Source organism: Variovorax paradoxus (assembly GCF_030815855.1).
GTDB classification, from domain to species: Bacteria; Pseudomonadota; Gammaproteobacteria; order Burkholderiales; family Burkholderiaceae_C; genus Variovorax; species Variovorax paradoxus_M.
In genome coordinates this window covers 2,531,179-2,547,538 of sequence record NZ_JAUSXG010000001.1, presented here as the reverse complement: position 1 = coordinate 2,547,538, position 16,360 = coordinate 2,531,179, and the positions used below count along the sequence as shown (strand labels likewise).

The 16,360-nt window shown below is 66.9% G+C and carries 16 protein-coding genes; 9 read left to right on the top strand and 7 right to left on the bottom strand.

The window, feature by feature from the left end; genetic code table 11:
* Positions 1-241 precede the first annotated feature (241 nt).
* The 9 genes from QFZ42_RS11925 (at position 242) to QFZ42_RS11885 (ending at position 11,296) form a co-directional block, all read left to right on the top strand.
* A complete protein-coding gene (locus QFZ42_RS11925; protein WP_307701152.1) occupies positions 242-4,273 on the top strand; it encodes a TOMM system kinase/cyclase fusion protein in 4,032 nt (1,343 codons plus the stop codon).
* A 17-nt stretch (positions 4,274-4,290) separates the two neighbouring features.
* Entirely contained in the window at positions 4,291-5,079 is a 789-nt protein-coding gene (locus tag QFZ42_RS11920; protein WP_307701151.1) for a BMA_0021/BMA_0022 family TOMM bacteriocin, read from the top strand.
* A gap of 16 nt (positions 5,080-5,095) precedes the next feature.
* Positions 5,096-5,914: a class I SAM-dependent methyltransferase gene (locus QFZ42_RS11915; RefSeq protein ID WP_307701150.1), complete on the top strand. Its 819-nt coding sequence runs from the start codon at positions 5,096-5,098 to the stop codon at positions 5,912-5,914.
* 10 nt (positions 5,915-5,924) lie between these two features.
* Positions 5,925-8,078, top strand: a complete 2,154-nt coding sequence (locus QFZ42_RS11910; RefSeq protein ID WP_307701149.1) for a TOMM precursor leader peptide-binding protein — start codon at positions 5,925-5,927, stop codon at positions 8,076-8,078.
* 23 nt (positions 8,079-8,101) lie between these two features.
* Positions 8,102-9,037, top strand: a complete 936-nt coding sequence (locus QFZ42_RS11905; protein WP_307701148.1) for an FHA domain-containing protein — start codon at positions 8,102-8,104, stop codon at positions 9,035-9,037.
* A gap of 138 nt (positions 9,038-9,175) precedes the next feature.
* Positions 9,176-9,832, top strand: coding sequence for a hypothetical protein (locus tag QFZ42_RS11900; protein WP_307701147.1), 657 nt, complete (start codon positions 9,176-9,178; stop codon positions 9,830-9,832).
* A 99-nt stretch (positions 9,833-9,931) separates the two neighbouring features.
* Entirely contained in the window at positions 9,932-10,510 is a 579-nt protein-coding gene (locus tag QFZ42_RS11895) for a phage tail protein (protein WP_307701146.1), read from the top strand.
* A gap of 11 nt (positions 10,511-10,521) precedes the next feature.
* Positions 10,522-10,950: a hypothetical protein gene (locus QFZ42_RS11890; protein WP_307701145.1), complete on the top strand. Its 429-nt coding sequence runs from the start codon at positions 10,522-10,524 to the stop codon at positions 10,948-10,950.
* A gap of 10 nt (positions 10,951-10,960) precedes the next feature.
* Positions 10,961-11,296 carry a hypothetical protein gene (locus tag QFZ42_RS11885; protein ID WP_307701144.1) on the top strand — a complete coding sequence of 112 codons (336 nt, stop codon included), beginning with the start codon at positions 10,961-10,963 and terminating at the stop codon, positions 11,294-11,296.
* 13 nt (positions 11,297-11,309) lie between these two features.
* Here the strand turns inward: QFZ42_RS11885 and QFZ42_RS11880 are convergent, their stop codons facing one another.
* Genes QFZ42_RS11880 through QFZ42_RS11850 form a run of 7 tightly spaced genes read right to left on the bottom strand, consistent with a single transcriptional unit; the run spans position 11,310 to position 16,331 of the window.
* The gene (locus QFZ42_RS11880) at positions 11,310-11,516 is read right to left on the bottom strand and encodes a dodecin (protein ID WP_307701143.1); all 207 of its coding nucleotides are present in this window, start codon (positions 11,514-11,516) and stop codon (positions 11,310-11,312) included.
* A gap of 37 nt (positions 11,517-11,553) precedes the next feature.
* A complete protein-coding gene (locus tag QFZ42_RS11875; protein ID WP_307701142.1) occupies positions 11,554-11,958 on the bottom strand; it encodes a DUF971 domain-containing protein in 405 nt (134 codons plus the stop codon).
* Positions 11,948-12,946, bottom strand: coding sequence for a HEAT repeat domain-containing protein (locus QFZ42_RS11870; RefSeq protein ID WP_307701141.1), 999 nt, complete (start codon positions 12,944-12,946; stop codon positions 11,948-11,950). Before QFZ42_RS11870 ends, QFZ42_RS11875 begins: the two co-directional genes overlap by 11 nt.
* Before the next feature lie 7 nt (positions 12,947-12,953).
* The gene (locus tag QFZ42_RS11865) at positions 12,954-13,814 is read right to left on the bottom strand and encodes an ABC transporter ATP-binding protein (protein ID WP_307701140.1); all 861 of its coding nucleotides are present in this window, start codon (positions 13,812-13,814) and stop codon (positions 12,954-12,956) included.
* Positions 13,811-14,608, bottom strand: coding sequence for an ABC transporter permease (locus QFZ42_RS11860; RefSeq protein ID WP_307701139.1), 798 nt, complete (start codon positions 14,606-14,608; stop codon positions 13,811-13,813). Before QFZ42_RS11860 ends, QFZ42_RS11865 begins: the two co-directional genes overlap by 4 nt.
* 39 nt (positions 14,609-14,647) lie before the next feature.
* The gene (locus tag QFZ42_RS11855; RefSeq protein WP_307701138.1) at positions 14,648-16,060 is read right to left on the bottom strand and encodes an ABC transporter substrate-binding protein; all 1,413 of its coding nucleotides are present in this window, start codon (positions 16,058-16,060) and stop codon (positions 14,648-14,650) included.
* Positions 16,061-16,097: 37 nt separating this feature from the next.
* Complete coding sequence (locus QFZ42_RS11850) at positions 16,098-16,331, bottom strand: 4Fe-4S dicluster domain-containing protein (RefSeq protein ID WP_307701137.1); 234 nt, start codon at positions 16,329-16,331, stop codon at positions 16,098-16,100.
* Between the last annotated feature and the right edge of the window lie 29 nt (positions 16,332-16,360).

The window sequence follows — 16,360 nt, the reverse complement described above, 5'->3', positions numbered from 1 at the left end:
TGGTTCGCTTGAACTCGGTGATCGAAAGCGCGAGTTCTTTCAGCCTACAGCGACGGGCGAACGTACCAGAAAGACCGCCATAGCCCTTGCAGATCGGCTTCCTTTTAAAGATTTCTTGACGGAAAAAATTCCTCTGTCAGCTACAGTAACAAATCGTGTTCCGATCGATTTGGCTGCATAGCGAATCGTTGTTGCAACGCACGCCGAATTGCGTTGGCCGATCAACCAGAGGAGGGCTGATATGCAGGATGCCGTCGTTGGCCGCACCGATGCGACGCAGCAGGTTGCTCCATCGAATCCGTTGCGCATTCCTGGCTACGACCTGCTGGAGGAGTTGGGCGCGGGCGGCTACGGCACCGTCTATCGCGCCGTGCAGCGACATACCGGAACCATCGTCGCAGTCAAGGTCGTGAAGCTGCAGGACGGCAAGCAGCGCGTGGCCCGCTTCCATCGCGAGACGAAGCTCTGCGCAGCGCTGCATCACCCGCACATCGTCCAGCTGCTCGACAAGGGCGAACAGGGCGGCTGCGTCTATGGCGTTTTCGAATACGTGCCTGGAGAAACGCTCGGCAGCCTCATTCGACACAGAGGCTCGCTGACTGCAACCGAGACCCGCCATCTCATGGCGGAGGTGCTCGACGCGCTGGATTGCGCGCACAGGGCCGGCATCGTGCATCGCGACCTGAAGCCCGACAACGTGATGGTCACGTTCACCGGCGCCGTACCGCATGCGAAGGTGCTGGACTTCGGCATCAGCACCGTGGTCTCGCTGCACCGAGACATCCAGTTTTCAGCGCTCACGATGGCCGAGGAATGCCTCGGCACGCCAGCGTACAGCGCGCCGGAGCAGCTTCGCGGCGAGCTGCCGAGCGTCAAGTCCGATCTCTACGCGTGGGGGCTGATATTCCTCGAATGCCTGATGGGCGTGCCTGCGATCCGCGGAAATTCGGCCGCCGAGATTTTTCACCAGCAGCTGAGTCCTTCGGAAGTGCCGCTTCCGGCGGAGATTGCCGTGCACCCCGTCGCAGCCCTGTTGCGGCATGCGCTGAAGAAGAGGGTCGACGAGCGCTGCGGTTCGGCTGCTGCGTTGCTCGCCGAACTCGAGGATCTCAGGCTCGATGACCTCGTGGGTGTCCTCAAGTCGGCGCAGCAGCAAAGAGGGGATCCGCTGACGCGCACCGTGGCCACGGCGAGAGGCTTTTCCGAGAAGCGGCAACTGACGGTGCTGTGCTGCAGCGTCGCGGTATGGCCCGACGCGGACGAAGGCAACGAGAGCGAGGGCGAAGCGCTGCCGCCGGACATCGAGAACCTGGAACTGCTGCAGCGCGAAGAGCTTGGCCGGTTTTCAGAAGCGGCCACGCGGCGCGGAGGCCTGCTGGCGGGCATCCTGGGAGATCGAATGATCGTCCTGTTCGGCTATCCCCACGCCAGCGACACCGATGCGCGGCAGGCGGGCATGACGGCGCTCGAGTTGACCACCCTGGGGCACACCCGATCGGAAGTCCTCAGGGAGACGCGCGGTGCACACCTGGGCATTCGCATGGGCATGCACACCGGCATGGCGGTCGTCGCAGGCGGGGAGATTCCATCGGGCCACGCCGTGAGCATTGCGATGCGCCTCGAAGGCGTGGCCGACCTGGGAACGCTGCTGGCCAGCGAAAGCAGCTATCGCCTTTTGTCGCGTCACGCCAAGTTCGAGGCTGCCGGCAGCGTGAGCCTGCCGGGGCAATCCGCCGGGATTCAGACCTATCGTCTCGATGCGCACCAGTCATCTGCGTCGTCCCTTGCATCTGCCCCGGGTGTCTTGGGCCGGATGTGCGTCGGGCGTGACCGCGAGCGGGATCTGCTGGAGGCCGAATGGGTGCACGCCGCCCAGGGTCGGGGCCGTGCGGTGTGGGTCCGCGGCGAACCGGGCATCGGCAAATCCTGTCTCGTCGAGGTGCTGCGCGAGCATGTGGCGCAGGAGGGCCTGGCATCCGTCGGCGCCCTGTGTCAACCCGAACACCAGAACAACGCGCTGACCCCTTTTCTTGCAGTGTTGCAACAGCAGCTCGAAGCGGCGCCGGGCGCCTCACCGGACAGGCGCCGCGATCGGCTGCACGAGATCCTGCAGGCCGCCGGCTGCGATGCACAGGCGGTGCTCCCGATCTTCTGTTCGTGGCTGTCGCTTCCGCTCGGGCCTTGTCGGGCGAGTCAAGTCTCGCCGGCGATGCAGAAGGCGCTGTTGCTGCAATCGATCGGGCAGTGGCTGTTGCACATGGCCGCTTCGGCGCCGCTTCTGCTGGTGATCGAGGACGTGCATTGGGCCGATCCGACGAGCATCGAATTTCTCGAAGGGCTGGTCGCGCAGCTCGCGGACCGGCGCATCCTGCTCGTGCTGACGGCGCGGCCGGAATGGGTCAAGCCGGAAGGGCTGGAGGCCGGATGCATCGACGTGCGGAGGCTCGACGACCTGCAGGCCGATCAACTGGCCCGCCAGGTGCTCGCGCCACGAACCGTCGACGCGGCGGTGATCCGGAATATCGTCTCCCGCACCGATGGCGTGCCGCTCTTCGTGCAGGAGATGGCGCGCATGCTGCTCGATACCTACCTGGTCGAGCTCGACGGTGCCTGGGTCTTCAAGGACACGGCGCAGCCGGCCGCCATTCCCGTCACGCTGCGCGACTCGCTGGTCAGCCGCTTCGATCGCCTGGGGCCCGCCAAGAGCCTGCTGCAGCTGGCCGCCACCATCGGTCGGCAGTTCGATGCGGAACTGCTGTGCGCCTGCTCGGGAAAGAGCCGCGAGACGGTGAACGAGGAGCTGGACGCATTGAGCGACGCAGGGCTCGTGATGCCCGCCGAGCCGTCCGGCGCCTTTCTCTTCCGGCATGCGCTGATCCGCGACACCGCCTATGAATGCATGCTCGTCGCGCAGCGCCGGCAGCAGCACCTGACGGTGGCGCAGACCCTGGTGCGTGCTTATCCCCAACGCGTCGCCAACGAGCCGGGCAGCGTTGCGCAGCATTGGGCGGACGCCGGCGACCACGCGCAGGCGGTCATGCATGCGGTACGGCAACTGCGCCTTACCCAGCATCGTTCGCTCAACGACGAAACCATCGCCTATGCGGGGCGCATCGACGGTTGGGTCGGCCATCTGGACGGCATCGCCCGGCGCGAAGCCCGGCTGGACGTGAACAGCTATGTCACGCAGGCCATGATGAACAAGCACGGCTGGGCCCACGCCCAGGTGGTGGATCGCATTGCGCTGTCGCAGGAACTGCTGAGCGACACGGTGGCCAAGGAGAAGCAGGTGCAGCACCTGTGGACCCTGATCACTTTCCACCATGTCGCGAGCAATCGCGGCGAAGTCCGGCGGCTGAGCCACAGGCTGCTGGACTTCGCCAGGCACCAGCAGGACCAGGGAGTGTTCGTCGCCGCGCAAACCTACCTCGGTCTCGCACACTATTCGGACGGCCGCTTCGCGATGGCGGAGCGGGCGTTGACGGATGCCATCGAGCGCTACAGGCCCGAGGCGCATGCGCACCATGCGGCCGACTTCGGTTTCGATACGCGTGTGTGGGCGACTACGGGGCGCTCCCTGGTCCGCTGGTTTTCCGGCCACGACGAGGCCGCGCGCGCCGATGCCGACCATGCGGTGCAGTGGGCCAGGGAGCTGTCCCACGTCCCTTCGTTGAGCATGGCTCTGCTGTACCAGAGCCTGGGCCACCAGGCCCGCGGCGACAAGGCGGCGGCGCTGGCGAGCACGACCGAGCTGCTCGACATCACCGCGCGCTACGGCCTGCCGGCGTTCCAGGGTTATGCGGACATCATCCGCTGCTGGTCGACCGGAACCCTGGAGGACATCGCCCAGGCCGACGGCACCGTGCAGGCCCTGTGGGGCATGGGCTGCCGCTACTGCCAGACCTACTACCGGGCCTTCGCCGCCGAGACCCTGGCTGACCATCAGCGATGGGCCGAGGCGATCGAGCGGATCGACGAATGCCTGCAGCTGGTGGCGCAACTCGACGAAGCGCTGTACAGCGCCGAACTCCACCTGAAGAAGGCCCGCTACCTGCTGGGAGCCGGGGGCAAGCACGCCGCGGCCATGCGGAGCTTCTCCCGCGCCGCGGCGCTGGCGCGCGAGGGTGGAAAACACAGAACGGAATTCGATGCGCTGGCCGCCTTGCAGGCCTCTGCGCCCACTCGCCACGAGGTCTCCGAACGCTTGAAGAATCTGGCCACGATGCGGCCGGAGTTGTCCCCGCGCAGGGCCATGCCTGCGCATTTTTCTTAACCAAGAAAGAAGTCATCATGACCCAGCGCCAAAGTGCCGACCCCTTGCTCGAATTCCGCCTCGCCTACCTCCGGGCCGTTGCCCGATCGTGGCAGGACGATGCGTACCGGCGAGAACTGCTCGACCAGGAAGACATCCAGCCGTTGCTGCACCGCGACTTCGGCCTGCCCACGTTGTGGCCGCTGCTCGACATCAGCCTGCACCTCGACGGCGACCCGGCGATGCAGACCGAGTGGAAGCCGATGCTGACGGCCGGCTGGATCGGGCTGGACGATGTCTTCGTCATCGTGCTGCCGCAGGCGCCATCGTCCCATGCGCCCGAAGCCCTGGCCGCGTACTACCAGCTGTTCCCGAATTTCATGGGCGCCTCTGCCGGCTTCGACAAGCCGGACAAGCCTGCCGGACCGCCGCAAGGTGCGTTGCCGACCGGCCTCGGAATTCCGGGTGGGGGGCCGGATTCCCTGCTGGCATTCGGCGGCGTGGTGTTGCGCGCCATTGCGCTGGCATGGCGATCGCCGGAGTTCCTGGCCGACCTGACGCGCGCACCCGGCACCGACAAGGCGGCAGTGCTGAGCCAATGGCTGGGCTACAACAACCCGTTCAATTTCCAGATCCACTTCGAAGCCAACTCGCAGCTCACCTGGGATGCGGCGCGCGGCGAGTGGAACCTGAAGAACCCGAACGGTTCGACGATCAAGAACGCGATCCGGCTGAACTATCCGCTCGCGCCGGTGGAAGAGGGCATGCGGGCAATTGCGCTCACCTCGTACAACAACACGGGCAGCGCCTATCCCTTCACCTGCTGAACCTGCAACCGAAGCGGTGTCGCCGGCCGCGCTGCAAGGCGCGACGGCCACGCTGCTGCTGACGCTGGCCGCGCGCGCCGAGGCCGGCCGCGTCGTTGCGGCGTCGGAGTTCTCCGATCCCGAGGCGCGCCGTATCGCGGCGGCGCTGCCATTCGACCTGTCGGCCTGTGCGCGCGATGAGGCATTCGTCCGCGGTGTGGTCCTGCGAGCCGCGCTGATCGATCGTTTCGCGGCCGATTTCTTCGCGGCGCATCCGCTCGGCATGGGCATCACGTTGGGTGCCGGGCTGTGCACCCGCCGCAGCCGCCTGGGTCTGCGCGGTGTCGATTGGCTCAACATCGATCTGCCCGATGCCATCCGCCTGCGCGAGCAGCATGTGACGCGCGACGAAGGCGAGCGCCATCTTGCGTGCTCGATCCTCGACCTCGCATGGCTGGACGCGGCCGGCCTTCCCGGTGACCGGCCGGTGCTCGTGATGCTGGAGGGCGTGTGTCCCTATCTGCCGCAGGCGCCCCTGGAAGCCATGCTGCTTTGTCTGGCCCAACGTTTCGAACGGGGCCGAGCCGCATGTGTCGTCGTGCTGGACTACGTCCACCCGATCCTCGCGGGCATGCCGGTGCAGGTGGGAGGCGTGCATTTGCCGGTGGCTTCGGGCTTCGAAGATTCGGCCTGCATCGCCGGCATCCATTCATCGATTCGCGTGCTCTCCGAAGACCACCTCTATGCGCGGTTCTCGGATCAGCACCGGCTCTTCGAGGCCGCATTCCAGGCGACGACCGGCCGCTGGCCCTACACCGTCGCCCGCTTCGCGCTGGGCTCGCCGCATGACGCGTAGCCCGCCATCGATGGACTTCTTCACCGAAGCCTTTCAGTGGCACGACAAATACCTGCCGCCGCTCGTTCAGCCCAACGGCCTGCTGCTGATGAGCGAGAGCGACCTGTTCCTGCTCGGATCGCCGGGCGTATTGGCGGTTGAACGCGTGCTGCGCGAGCGCGTGAGCCTGGCAGCGCACTGCGGGAGCGGAGGCGTTCCGGCCCTGCTGGCGGAGATGCTGCATGCGCTCGAAGCCTTGGTGCGACAGGGCTTCGCAGCGCCTGTGCGGATGGGCGAGGCCACGCGCTATGTCGTTCCGGATTTCTCGTTGCCGATCGAGCGCACCCCTGTGGATGCGCATGTCGACGCCATCGTGCTGTCGCAAGCGTTGGACCATGAAGCGGCGTGGCGCTGGGCGCGGACGGCGGGCGGAGGCGAGGGGTGCACCATCGTCTTTTGCGACGACTACCTCGATCCCAGGCTCGGCCTGATCGACGCGCAGCAGCGGGCGGGTGGGCGTGCATGGCTGCCGGTCAAGCCGACGGGCGAGCAGGCCATGGTGGGGCCATTGTTCACGCCACACGAAGTGGCCGCATGCTGGCACTGCCTGGCGCATCGCCTGATCCGCAACCAGCCCGCAAGGGCCTGGTGGCAGCACAGGCACGGTGGCCGAACTGCCGGCTTGCCGGTATGGGCCGACACCAAGCTCGCACGCGATCGGCTGGTGCGCCTGCTTCCGCTGGCGCGGGACATCGTGGCTCGGGCCGGCCGGCAACTGTGGACCCTCGAGACCACGCAACCGCACGCCGTCGCGCTGCGGCCCCAATGTCCGCAGTGCGGAGATGCGGGGCTCATGGCGCATCTGCAGCGTCGACCGGTGGTGCCGGAGCCTTGTCTCTCGGGCGCGCGGCCCGATGGCGGCTGGCGCACGATGCCCGCGTCGGCCACGGTCGAGCGTCTGGCCCCGCACGCCGATCCGCTGTGTGGCGTCATCGCGCGGGTCGCGCCGTTGGGCATGGAAGCGGAAGACGGGCTGACGGTCTACCGCAGCGACATCTTCCGAACGCCGGCCGTACACGGCGATCCTTCCGCGAGCGCCCTGGTCCAGGTGTGCCTCGGCAAGGGCATGTCCATGGACCAGTCACGCGCCAGCGCCATGTGCGAGGCGGTCGAGCGATACGCGGCCTTCTTCCAGGGCGACGAGGCCGCGGTGTTCGCGGCGGCATCGGCGCTGGATGCGCGCTCCATGCCGCCGCAGGAACTCGCGCTCTTCAGCGCAACACAGCGCGCGTATTTCTCGACGCACAGCCCGCCGCATGCGGTGGCGGCCCCCGCGCTGCCGGCGCAAGATCCGGCCTGGTGGGCGCCGGCCTGGTCGCTGACGTTCAACACGCGTTGCTACCTCCCGTTGGCCTTCTGCTATGCCAACGCCCCGGCGGAGAGCCAGCGGCACTCGGTGTGGACGTCGAACGGCTGCGCCGCCGGGAACACGCTGGAGGAGGCCATCCTTCAAGGCTTTCTCGAACTGGTGGAGCGCGATGCCGCGGCCATCTGGTGGTACGGCGAAATCCGTAGGCCCGCCATCGACCTGGGCAGCCTGACCGCAGAAAGCCTTTCGCGCATCGAGCGCGCCCTGGGTTCGCCATGGCAGCGCTGGGTGCTGGACATCACCCACGACTTCGGCATTCCGGTCATGGCGGCCATCGGCCGGCATCGCGCGACGGGCGACTGGGCCATCGGATTCGGCTGCAGTCCGAACCCCGTGCTGGCCTGCGAGCGCGCGCTCACGGAAATGAGCCAGTTGATCGCGGCCGGAAAGAAATTTTCCGTTCCGCCTTCGGCGGGCGACCCAGAAGGCATGCCGCGCTTCCTCATGCCGGCGGAAGACGGCGATGCGGCACCGAAGCGCCGGCCTGCTCTTGCGGCCACGGCCGGCAGTGCGGACATTGCCGAAGAGATCGACCGGTGCGTGCGCATCGCCGCGTCCCTCGGCATGGAGACGGTGGTTCTCGACTACACACGGCCGGACATCTCGCTGCGCACCGTGAAGGTGGTCGTGCCCGGGCTGTGCCACATCTGGCCCGAACTGGGCAATCCGCGCCTCTACCGCGTGCCCGTTGCCATGGGATGGCGCAACGCCCCCTTGCAGGAAAGCGACCTGAATCCCCAGGCGCTGTATGTCTGAACACGACAAAGGAAAAGCAACCGATGGCCATCTTCCGGAACAAGGTCGACGACCGCGGCACCGTGCTGCGTCCCATGCATGCCTTCGGCCGGCGCCCCTCGGCCTGCCAGACGGTGCTGCAGGCGCCCGACGTGTCGCAGATTCACGCGCTGGTCCGGTGGAACCGGCAGGCCTGGGAGATCGTCGATCAAAGCCGCAATGGAACCACGCTGAACGGCGAGCGCCTGCCGAGCGGCCGGTGGACCGTCGTGCCGCCGGGCGCGGAAGTCCGCCTGGGCCTGGGCGAGGAGTCGGCCTGGATCGCCGAGGACCTGGCGCCTCCGGTGACCTGTCTTTTCCCGTGCGAGGGGCGCGGACCGGCGCTGGCATTGAGCCTGCGCGAAAACCTCCTGCCGGACGCGCAGCAGCCCGAGGTGAACGTCTATTTTCACGAAGGCAAATGGGTGCTCGAGCACATCGACGGTGTCGATCACCTGAGCGATGGCGCCATGGTGCGGACCTCCGGCAACACGTGGGAGTTCGTGCTGTGCGACGACCTGGAATCGACGGCGGAAAACCAGATTGCAGCGTTGTCGCCGCCGCCCGTGGAGATTGCCCTTCATTTCAACGTGAGCCAGAACGAAGAGCACACGAGCCTCAGCCTTGTGACGGAGGGCAAGTCGGTTTCGCTTGGCGAGCGCATTCACCACTACACCCTCGTAACCCTCGCCAGAGTGCGCTCGCAAGATGCGCAAAGGGGCCTCGCACCGCAGAGCCAGGGCTGGATCGCGCTCGACGAACTGTCGCGCATGCTCGGCGTGGAACCGTCCTACGTGAACATCCAGATCTTCCGCGCGAAGCACCAGATATTGAATGCGCTGCCCACGCACTCGGCCGATGCGCCGCTGGTCGAACGCCGGCGCGGCGACGTGCGTTTCGGCAGCTACCCGTTCCTCATCCACGGCGGCGCTGGGCGTTGAACCGCGGCCAGATCGAAGGCTCCGCTTCGGTGTAATCGCCTGTAATTCCGTTGAAGGCAACGGCTCCCTAGAGTTGGTTCCAGTTCGGTCCCGCAGTGGTCCGGACTGTTCATTCAACCACTTCATCTGGAGAGCGTCATGGGCAATATCTATTCCGTCAGCGTCAACAACCATGCGAGCCATTCGGCCTATTTCATGGTGTTCCAAAGCGATCCGACCAACTGGGCACCCAACGCCATGGCACTCGCATGGTTCGCCAAATTTTCCAATCCGGGTCCGACCACGCGCATCAAGTTCCAGTGGAGCGTCGATACCGGTTTCTCCTGGGCCGATACGGGCGATCTGAAGCCCGGCATCGAGTACTCGACCGCCGAAACCTACGATCCCACCGGCGGCAACAACATGATCACGCTGGACTACAACGGGGCCTACCAGTTCATCAACCCGACCAAGGGCCCCGACTCGTCGCGGTTCTACCTGAGCGAATCGCCGAGCATTCCGATCAAGTCGAGCGCCTCGGTCGGCGTGACCATGTCGGGCAGCACGGTGTACGCGGTGCAGGCGCGTCCGAACCAGAGCCTGACCTTCTCGCCGCACCCCAAGTACTTCATCGCCTACGGTGACTACCAGGAAGGCGACGTGATCGATGTCAACTCGATCAACAATCCGCTCGAACTGCCGTATCCCACCGGCATCTTCGCGCTCACCACGACGCTGAACGCCGACGGCAGTTGGGATGCGCCGCAGTCGACGGCCAAGTCCAACGAGCAGCGCCTGCGCCTGCTCTCCCGCTGATCGCCGGCCTGCCAGACAGCCCGTGGCCCGTTGCGCCACGGCGGCGTCGATGACCCGACGCCGCCATCCGCAACGGGCCCGACCGAAAAGGAATCCAACATGTTCGATGCATGCGTCATAGGCAGCGTCAGCGGTTTTGCCGGACAGGTGAACCCCGTTTCGGGCGACGCCAACAACATCTGGAAGAACACCGCCTGCGCGAGCCAGAACTCGGTGACGGCGCCCAGGCGCGACGACATTCCGATCAGCTACCTCGAGGCGCAGGGCTGGATGCTGTGCGACGGACGCAAGCTCAAGGTCAGCGCGTACCCGGAGCTGTTTGCGGCGCTGGGCTACCTGTACGGCGGGGCCAGCGACGACTTCTGCATTCCCGACTACCGCGGCCTTTTCCTGCGCGGCAACGATGCGGGCTCGGGCATGGACCCGGATGCCGCATCGCGCGTCGGGCCCACCGGCAGCGGCGCCGTCAATGGCGTGGGCTCCTACCAGTGCGACGCCATGCAGACGCACACCCATAGCTACAAGGCGGTGACGCTGGCGGCGGTGTCGCAAAGCGGCAATGCGGCCGGGCAGGCCTCGGGCGACCTGGAGACCAGCGCGCCCATCAAACCCGCGCGTCTCACCTCGGAGACGCGGCCGAAGAACCTCTCCATCAACTACATCATCAAATTTCGCTGAGGAAAAAGACCATGAAAAACACGAGCCAGCTTGCTATTCTTTGCGCGCTCTCGATGGCCGTCTTGAGCGGTTGCCAGAACGTCGGGTCGAAGGTGGGGGAAGCCCAGGTGGGCGTGGACGCTCAATGCGTCGTCACTCCGGCCGGCTTCCAGCACATCTTCGATCGCCATTGCACGGCAACATCCGGCGCCAGCCAGTTGCTGCCGCAGTACTGCACCAATGCCGCCGCGGCCCAGACTTTCTGCCGCATGGTCCAGAATGCCCCGAACCAGGCCCGCGTCGTGCAGCCCGACAATCGGATTCGCTACGACTCGAATCTCAACCAGGTGGTCGGCACGGCGGGCGAAAAGTGCGGACGCCTCATCATCGAAAGCGCAGCCAATGGCACGGTCGTCACCGAGTTTCCCGAATTTTCCGGCGCGCCGGGCAATTGCCGCTAGCGGCTGAAAAATGCGGCGAATCATCCAGGTGCCCGAAGGAGTCCGGCCCGAAACCCCGGACCTCCCCAGCCTTTCGATGGACGAATCCGTCTGGGAGGATGGCTACTCGCTTGTCATCGACGAGTTGGCCCACGGAGCGCTGCAGACGTTCTGGAAGCACTACTACGGCGCGTCGGCCGAAATGGTGATTTCAGGGCAGCAGTTGGCAGAGTTCCGCAAGGAGATCATGGCCGCCGCACCGAACTGCGCGAGCAAGCCGGCCGTGCTCGAATTCCTCATGCAGCTGGCAAGAATATGCGCCCGCGCGCGCCGCCAGAAGCACAGCCTGCACGTTGTAGCAGACTAGGGCGCTGCCGGCCTTACTCCAGCGTGAACCCGATCTTCACGGTCACCTGCCAGTGCGCGATCTTGCCTTCCACCACATGGCCGCGCGTCTCGGTGACGGTGAACCACTGGATGTTGCGGACGGTTTCGTGCGCCTTGGCAATGGCCGTCTGCACGGCATCCTCGATGCCGATGGGCGACGAGCCGGTCAGCTCGAGCGTCTTGTAGACGTGGTTCGACATGTCTCTGCTCCTTGAGGTTGGTACGAAGACATCGTAGTCAGTGCGCGCCGTCGCGGGTTGGATTTTCTGCATCGGAGCACCTGCCCATGGGCGCTTCTTCCGAAACGAATTCCGGCGATGCCCCACAGGGATGCTGGACGCGACGCCTGTCCAGCAGTTCCCTCAGGAAGGTCCAGGGAAAAATCCCGCGGTCGTGGCCGTCGCTGAACACGAACTGCACGCCGTAGGCGCCCACCGGCTGGATGTCGGTCAGGTGTACGGCGGCGGCCGGCGGCAACTCGCCGGCGCTGTCGCCGCTCTGGGCCGCGCGCAGCGCCTTGCAGTCGGCACAGGGGCAGCTCGACCGCAGCCACCGGTACTCGGCAAGATGCCGCGCACCGTCGGCCCAGCAGAACTCGAGCGCGGCGCGCGCGCGATGGTCGACGATGGATTCAGGCGCCATGCGCCGTGCCTATCTGGACGATGGCGAGCCGCGCCGACTTGCGCACTTCGGGGTCGGGATCGTCGGCGGCGAGTTCGAGCGCGGGCAGTGCGGTGGCATCGCCGATTTCGCCCAACGCCAATGCCGCCTCCTTGCGCAGATTGCTGATGCTGTGGCCCAACGCGGCGAGCAGGGGCGTGACGCTTTCGGTGCTGCGCAGCCGGCCGAGGCTGCGTGCCGCGCGAAGGCGCACTTGCCAGTAGGCGTCGTCCAGCGCCACCAGCAGCGCCGTGGCCGCCGCGGGCTGCTGCAGCTTGCCGAGCGCGGTGGCCGCTTCTTCGCGGACCTGCCAGCTCGCGTCGCGCAGCGCGGTTTCCAGTGCAGCGCGGGCGCCGGTGTCGCGGGCCGAGAAGGCCAGCGCGCCCACGGCCGCGCGGCGCACGTCGTCCACCGGGTCGGAGACCGCCAAGCCGGCCAGCGCAGGCAGCGCTGGCGTGTGTTTCAGGTAGCCGAGCACGCCGATGGCTTCGCGGCGCAGCGCGACGGCATCGGCGGTGTCCTCTGCGGCGCGCGGCTCCTGCAGCACCGCCAGCGCGGGGCCGGCGCTGGCAGGCACGCGCAGTTCGCGCAGCGCGCGCAGCACCGCGGCGCGCACCCGTGCCGGCCCGGCGCCCGCGTGCGGCAGCAGCCAGGCGGCCGATGCAGGCTCCTTCAGTTCGGCCAGGCTGTGGGCGGCGGCCTCGCGCACCTGCGCATCGGGATCGTCCAGTGCCTGTGCCAGCCCTTCGACGGCAGCCTGGTTCTCCATGGTTTCGAGCGCCAAGGCGGCGGCCGCGCGCACGGCGGGTATGTCGTCGCGCAGCGCCTCGACCAGCAGCGGCGTGTTCGCTTCGTCGGCCAGGTCGCCGAGGTCCATCACGGCGATGCGGCGCACTTCAGCGTCGGTCGAGGCAAGGCGCGCGGCAATGGCCTGCAGTTCGGGATCGTCGAGGATCGAGGAAGAGTTCATTTTTTTTCTAGATGGCGAAGCGCAGTTGCGCAGCGGTGGGCGCGCCGAGCGGCGTGAGGCGTTCCAGCGGTGCGCTGGTGGCGGCGTGCGGATGCAGCAGCTGCAGGCAGTGCCGCTTGAGCGCGGTGAATTCAGGGGAGGTGACAAGCGACGCGTCGCGCGGCCGCTGAAAGTCGAGTGCGAACTCGGCGACGATGCGGCCCGGCCTCGGTCCCATCACGAGCACGCGGTCGCCGAGGAACAGCGCCTCGTCGATGTCGTGCGTGATGAAGACGATGGTGGTGCGCACGCGCGCCCAGGCGTCGAGCAGCTGGCGCTGCATCATCATGCGGGTCTGTGCGTCGAGCGCGCCGAAGGGCTCGTCCATCAGCATCACGCGCGGGTTGTTGATGAGCACCCGCGCAATCTCGGCACGTTGCTGCATGCCGCCCGAGAGCTGCGAAGGGTAGAAGTCCGCGAAGTCGTCCAGGCCCACGAGCCGCAGCATCTCGTGTGCCCGGGCGTGGCGCTCGCGGCGGCCGATGCCCTGCATCTTGAGGCCGAAGGCGACGTTGTCCAGCACCTTCTTCCAGGGAAAGAGCGTGTGGTGCTGAAAGACCAGGCCGCGGTCCGGATGCGGACCGCGAACCGGCTCGCCGTCCACGCGGATGGCGCCGCCCGCGGGCGACAGGTGGCCGGCGAGCGCGCCGAGCAGCGTCGACTTGCCGCAGCCCGAGGGCCCGAGCAGGCAGACGAATTCGCCGGGCTCCACATGCAGCGTGATGTCCTGCACCGCGTCGAAGGCCTGCGCGCCCTGGCCGAGGCGTACGCGCAGGTCGTCGATGGCGATGCGGCCGATCTGCACTTCGGCTTGCGTGGCGGCCTTCATGCGCGTTTCTCCTGCACCCTGCGCCAGGGCATCAAGGCCTGGCCGAGCCGCCGCACCAGTGCGCTGCTGCCCATGCCCAGCACGCCGATGATGAGCATGCCGACCACGATGTCGGCGTAGTTCTGGATCGTGTACGACATCCATGTGTAGTACCCGATGCCGAACTGGCCCGAGATCATCTCGGCCGTGACCAGGCAGAACCATGCCGTGCCCATGCCGATGGCCAGGCCGGTGACGACGCTCGGCAATGCACCGGGCAAGACCACCTCGCGGAACACCGCGAGACGGCCCGCGCCCAGGCTGCGCGCCGAGGCGACGAGGCGCGGGTCCACCGCCTCCACGCTGTGCACGGTGTTGAGCAGCACGGGAAACAGCGCGCCCACGAAGGTGATGAACACCATCGATGCTTCCGACGATGGAAACATGAGGATGGCCAGCGGAATCCATGCCACCGCGGGAATCGGCCGCAGCACTTCGAGCGGCGGCAGCAGCGTGTCTTCGGCCCAGCGGGCGCGGCCGATCGCAAGGCCCAGCGCCACGCCCGCCACCGCGGCGAGGCCGAAGCCGATGAACACCCGGCGCAGGCTCGCCGACAGGTGCTGCAGCACCAGCGGCGACTGCACCAGCGACCATGCCGACTCGGCCACCTCGCGCGGCGGCGGCACGTTCTGGAAAGTGATGAAGCCCAGGTTCATGCGCCCGCGCGTCGCAAGGTGCCATGCGAGCACGCAGACGAGCAGCGCGGCGATGCGCCAGGAGGCGCGGAGCAGGTTGCCGTTGAAGAGGCTGGCCATGGTGAGGTTCTATGAAAGATCGAGAGCGCGGGTTGCGGGTCAGCCGGCCAGCGCGGCACGCACGCCCGCAAAGTCTGCCACCTTGCCGCCGTGCTTCGCGGCCCAGCCCTCGGCCTGGTCCTTGAGCAGGAAGGCATCGACCTCGCCCTTGGCGCCGAGCACGAACCACGCATCGGCCGCCAGCAGCTTGTTGCCGCTGTTGCGGTCCTGCGCATAGACCACGCGCGCCTTCTTGCCGGCCTTCTCGAGCTTCTGCAGATCGCCGAAGGCGTTCTCGGGCGAAGCGTAGTGCCGCACCAGCGGTTCGCCGGCCACCCAGATCTGGGCCACGCGGCTCACGTCGGCGATCGGCTTGCCCGTGGCGGCGTCCTTCGCCACCAGCGGCGAGCGGGCGTAGTTCTTCAGCTGCTTCTCATAGTCGAGGCCCGCGTCCTTGAAGGCGGTGCGGATGTAGCCGTCCTGCACGAAGGCATCGGCATCGATGTCGTTGTCGGTGCGCTTCAAGAGACGCAGGGTGTCGAGCGATGTCTTCACGGCCTGGCGGTACTCGGGCTTCCAGCTCAGGTCGCGCGTCTGCAGGCCGAGCGGGCCGTGGAACAGGTAGTTGACCTCCGCCTCGATGCCCGTGACCTTGGCGATCAGCTCGCTGTACTTCTCGGGCTCGGCCGCCACGAGGCGGTCGGCCTCCAGTGCGGCGCGCAGGTAGGCGGCGACCACCTCGGGGTACTTCTTCGCATAGTCCTCGTCGACCAGGCTGCCGTGGAAGGTGGGCGCGTTGGCCTGCGAGCCGTCGTAGATCTTGCGGGCGAAGCCGCGGTACGGAAAGAGCTCGGCGAAGGGCACGAAGTCCGCATGCGCCTCGACCTTGCCGGCCTGCAGCGCGGGGCCCGCCACCTCGGGCGCCTGGGTCGTGATGTTCACGTCCTTCAGCGGGTCCCAGCCCTGCGCCTGGACGGCGCGCAACAGCATGCCGTGCGAAGTGGACGCGAACGGCACGGAGATGGTCTTGCCCTTGAGCTCGGCGAGCGACTGCACCTTCGAATCCTTCGGTACGACGATGCCATTGCCGCTGCCCGTGGTGCTGCCCGAGAGCACGGTGATGAAGATGCTCTTGCGCCCCGCCTTCTGGAAGGCCGCGCCGTTGAAGCTGCCCGGAAAGTCGGCCATCGAGCCGAGATCGAGCTTGCCCGCGACCATTTCGTTGGTCAGCGGCGCGCCGGAGGTGAAGTTCTTCCACTCGATCTGGTACTGCGCGTCCTTGTACTTGCCGGTGCGCGGCAGGTACTTGTCGAGCAGTTTCAGCTCGCGGATCAGGAGGCCGCCGGTGGCGCAGTTGATGGTGGTGTCCTGCGTGCCGATGGCGATGCGGATGGTCTCGGCCTGCGCGGCCGACAGTGCCAGCATCACGCCGAGGGTCGCGCCCCACAGGGACAGGATTCTCTGGGTCTTCATCGTGGTTGCTCCGGGTTGAAATGCGAGGGGCTGGGGCTCAGCGCAGCAGGTAGGGGATGTCGACGGTGACCGCGCCGGTGGGGCAGTCCTTCTCGCAAGGCATGCAGTACCAGCACTCGTCGAACTTCATGTAGGCCTTGCCCTTGCTGAGGTCGATGGCAAGCACGTCGAGCGGGCAGACGTCCACGCAGACGGTGCAGCCCTTGTGGGCGATGCACTTGTCCTCGTCCACGCGCACGGGCACGCTGGTGGGAGTGAAGGCGAGAGGCATGTGGGTTTCTCTTGTTTTTGCGGGGGAGG

Coding starts and splice junctions, on each gene's coding strand:
- QFZ42_RS11925 (WP_307701152.1), top strand. CDS start 242: ATGCAGGATGCCGTCGTTGGCCGCACCGATGCGACGCAGCAGGTTGCT.
- QFZ42_RS11920 (WP_307701151.1), top strand. CDS start 4,291: ATGACCCAGCGCCAAAGTGCCGACCCCTTGCTCGAATTCCGCCTCGCC.
- QFZ42_RS11910 (WP_307701149.1), top strand. CDS start 5,925: ATGGACTTCTTCACCGAAGCCTTTCAGTGGCACGACAAATACCTGCCG.
- QFZ42_RS11905 (WP_307701148.1), top strand. CDS start 8,102: ATGGCCATCTTCCGGAACAAGGTCGACGACCGCGGCACCGTGCTGCGT.
- QFZ42_RS11900 (WP_307701147.1), top strand. CDS start 9,176: ATGGGCAATATCTATTCCGTCAGCGTCAACAACCATGCGAGCCATTCG.
- QFZ42_RS11895 (WP_307701146.1), top strand. CDS start 9,932: ATGTTCGATGCATGCGTCATAGGCAGCGTCAGCGGTTTTGCCGGACAG.
- QFZ42_RS11890 (WP_307701145.1), top strand. CDS start 10,522: ATGAAAAACACGAGCCAGCTTGCTATTCTTTGCGCGCTCTCGATGGCC.
- QFZ42_RS11885 (WP_307701144.1), top strand. CDS start 10,961: ATGCGGCGAATCATCCAGGTGCCCGAAGGAGTCCGGCCCGAAACCCCG.
- QFZ42_RS11880 (WP_307701143.1), bottom strand. CDS start 11,516: ATGTCGAACCACGTCTACAAGACGCTCGAGCTGACCGGCTCGTCGCCC.
- QFZ42_RS11875 (WP_307701142.1), bottom strand. CDS start 11,958: ATGGCGCCTGAATCCATCGTCGACCATCGCGCGCGCGCCGCGCTCGAG.
- QFZ42_RS11870 (WP_307701141.1), bottom strand. CDS start 12,946: ATGAACTCTTCCTCGATCCTCGACGATCCCGAACTGCAGGCCATTGCC.
- QFZ42_RS11865 (WP_307701140.1), bottom strand. CDS start 13,814: ATGAAGGCCGCCACGCAAGCCGAAGTGCAGATCGGCCGCATCGCCATC.
- QFZ42_RS11860 (WP_307701139.1), bottom strand. CDS start 14,608: ATGGCCAGCCTCTTCAACGGCAACCTGCTCCGCGCCTCCTGGCGCATC.
- QFZ42_RS11855 (WP_307701138.1), bottom strand. CDS start 16,060: ATGAAGACCCAGAGAATCCTGTCCCTGTGGGGCGCGACCCTCGGCGTG.
- QFZ42_RS11850 (WP_307701137.1), bottom strand. CDS start 16,331: ATGCCTCTCGCCTTCACTCCCACCAGCGTGCCCGTGCGCGTGGACGAG.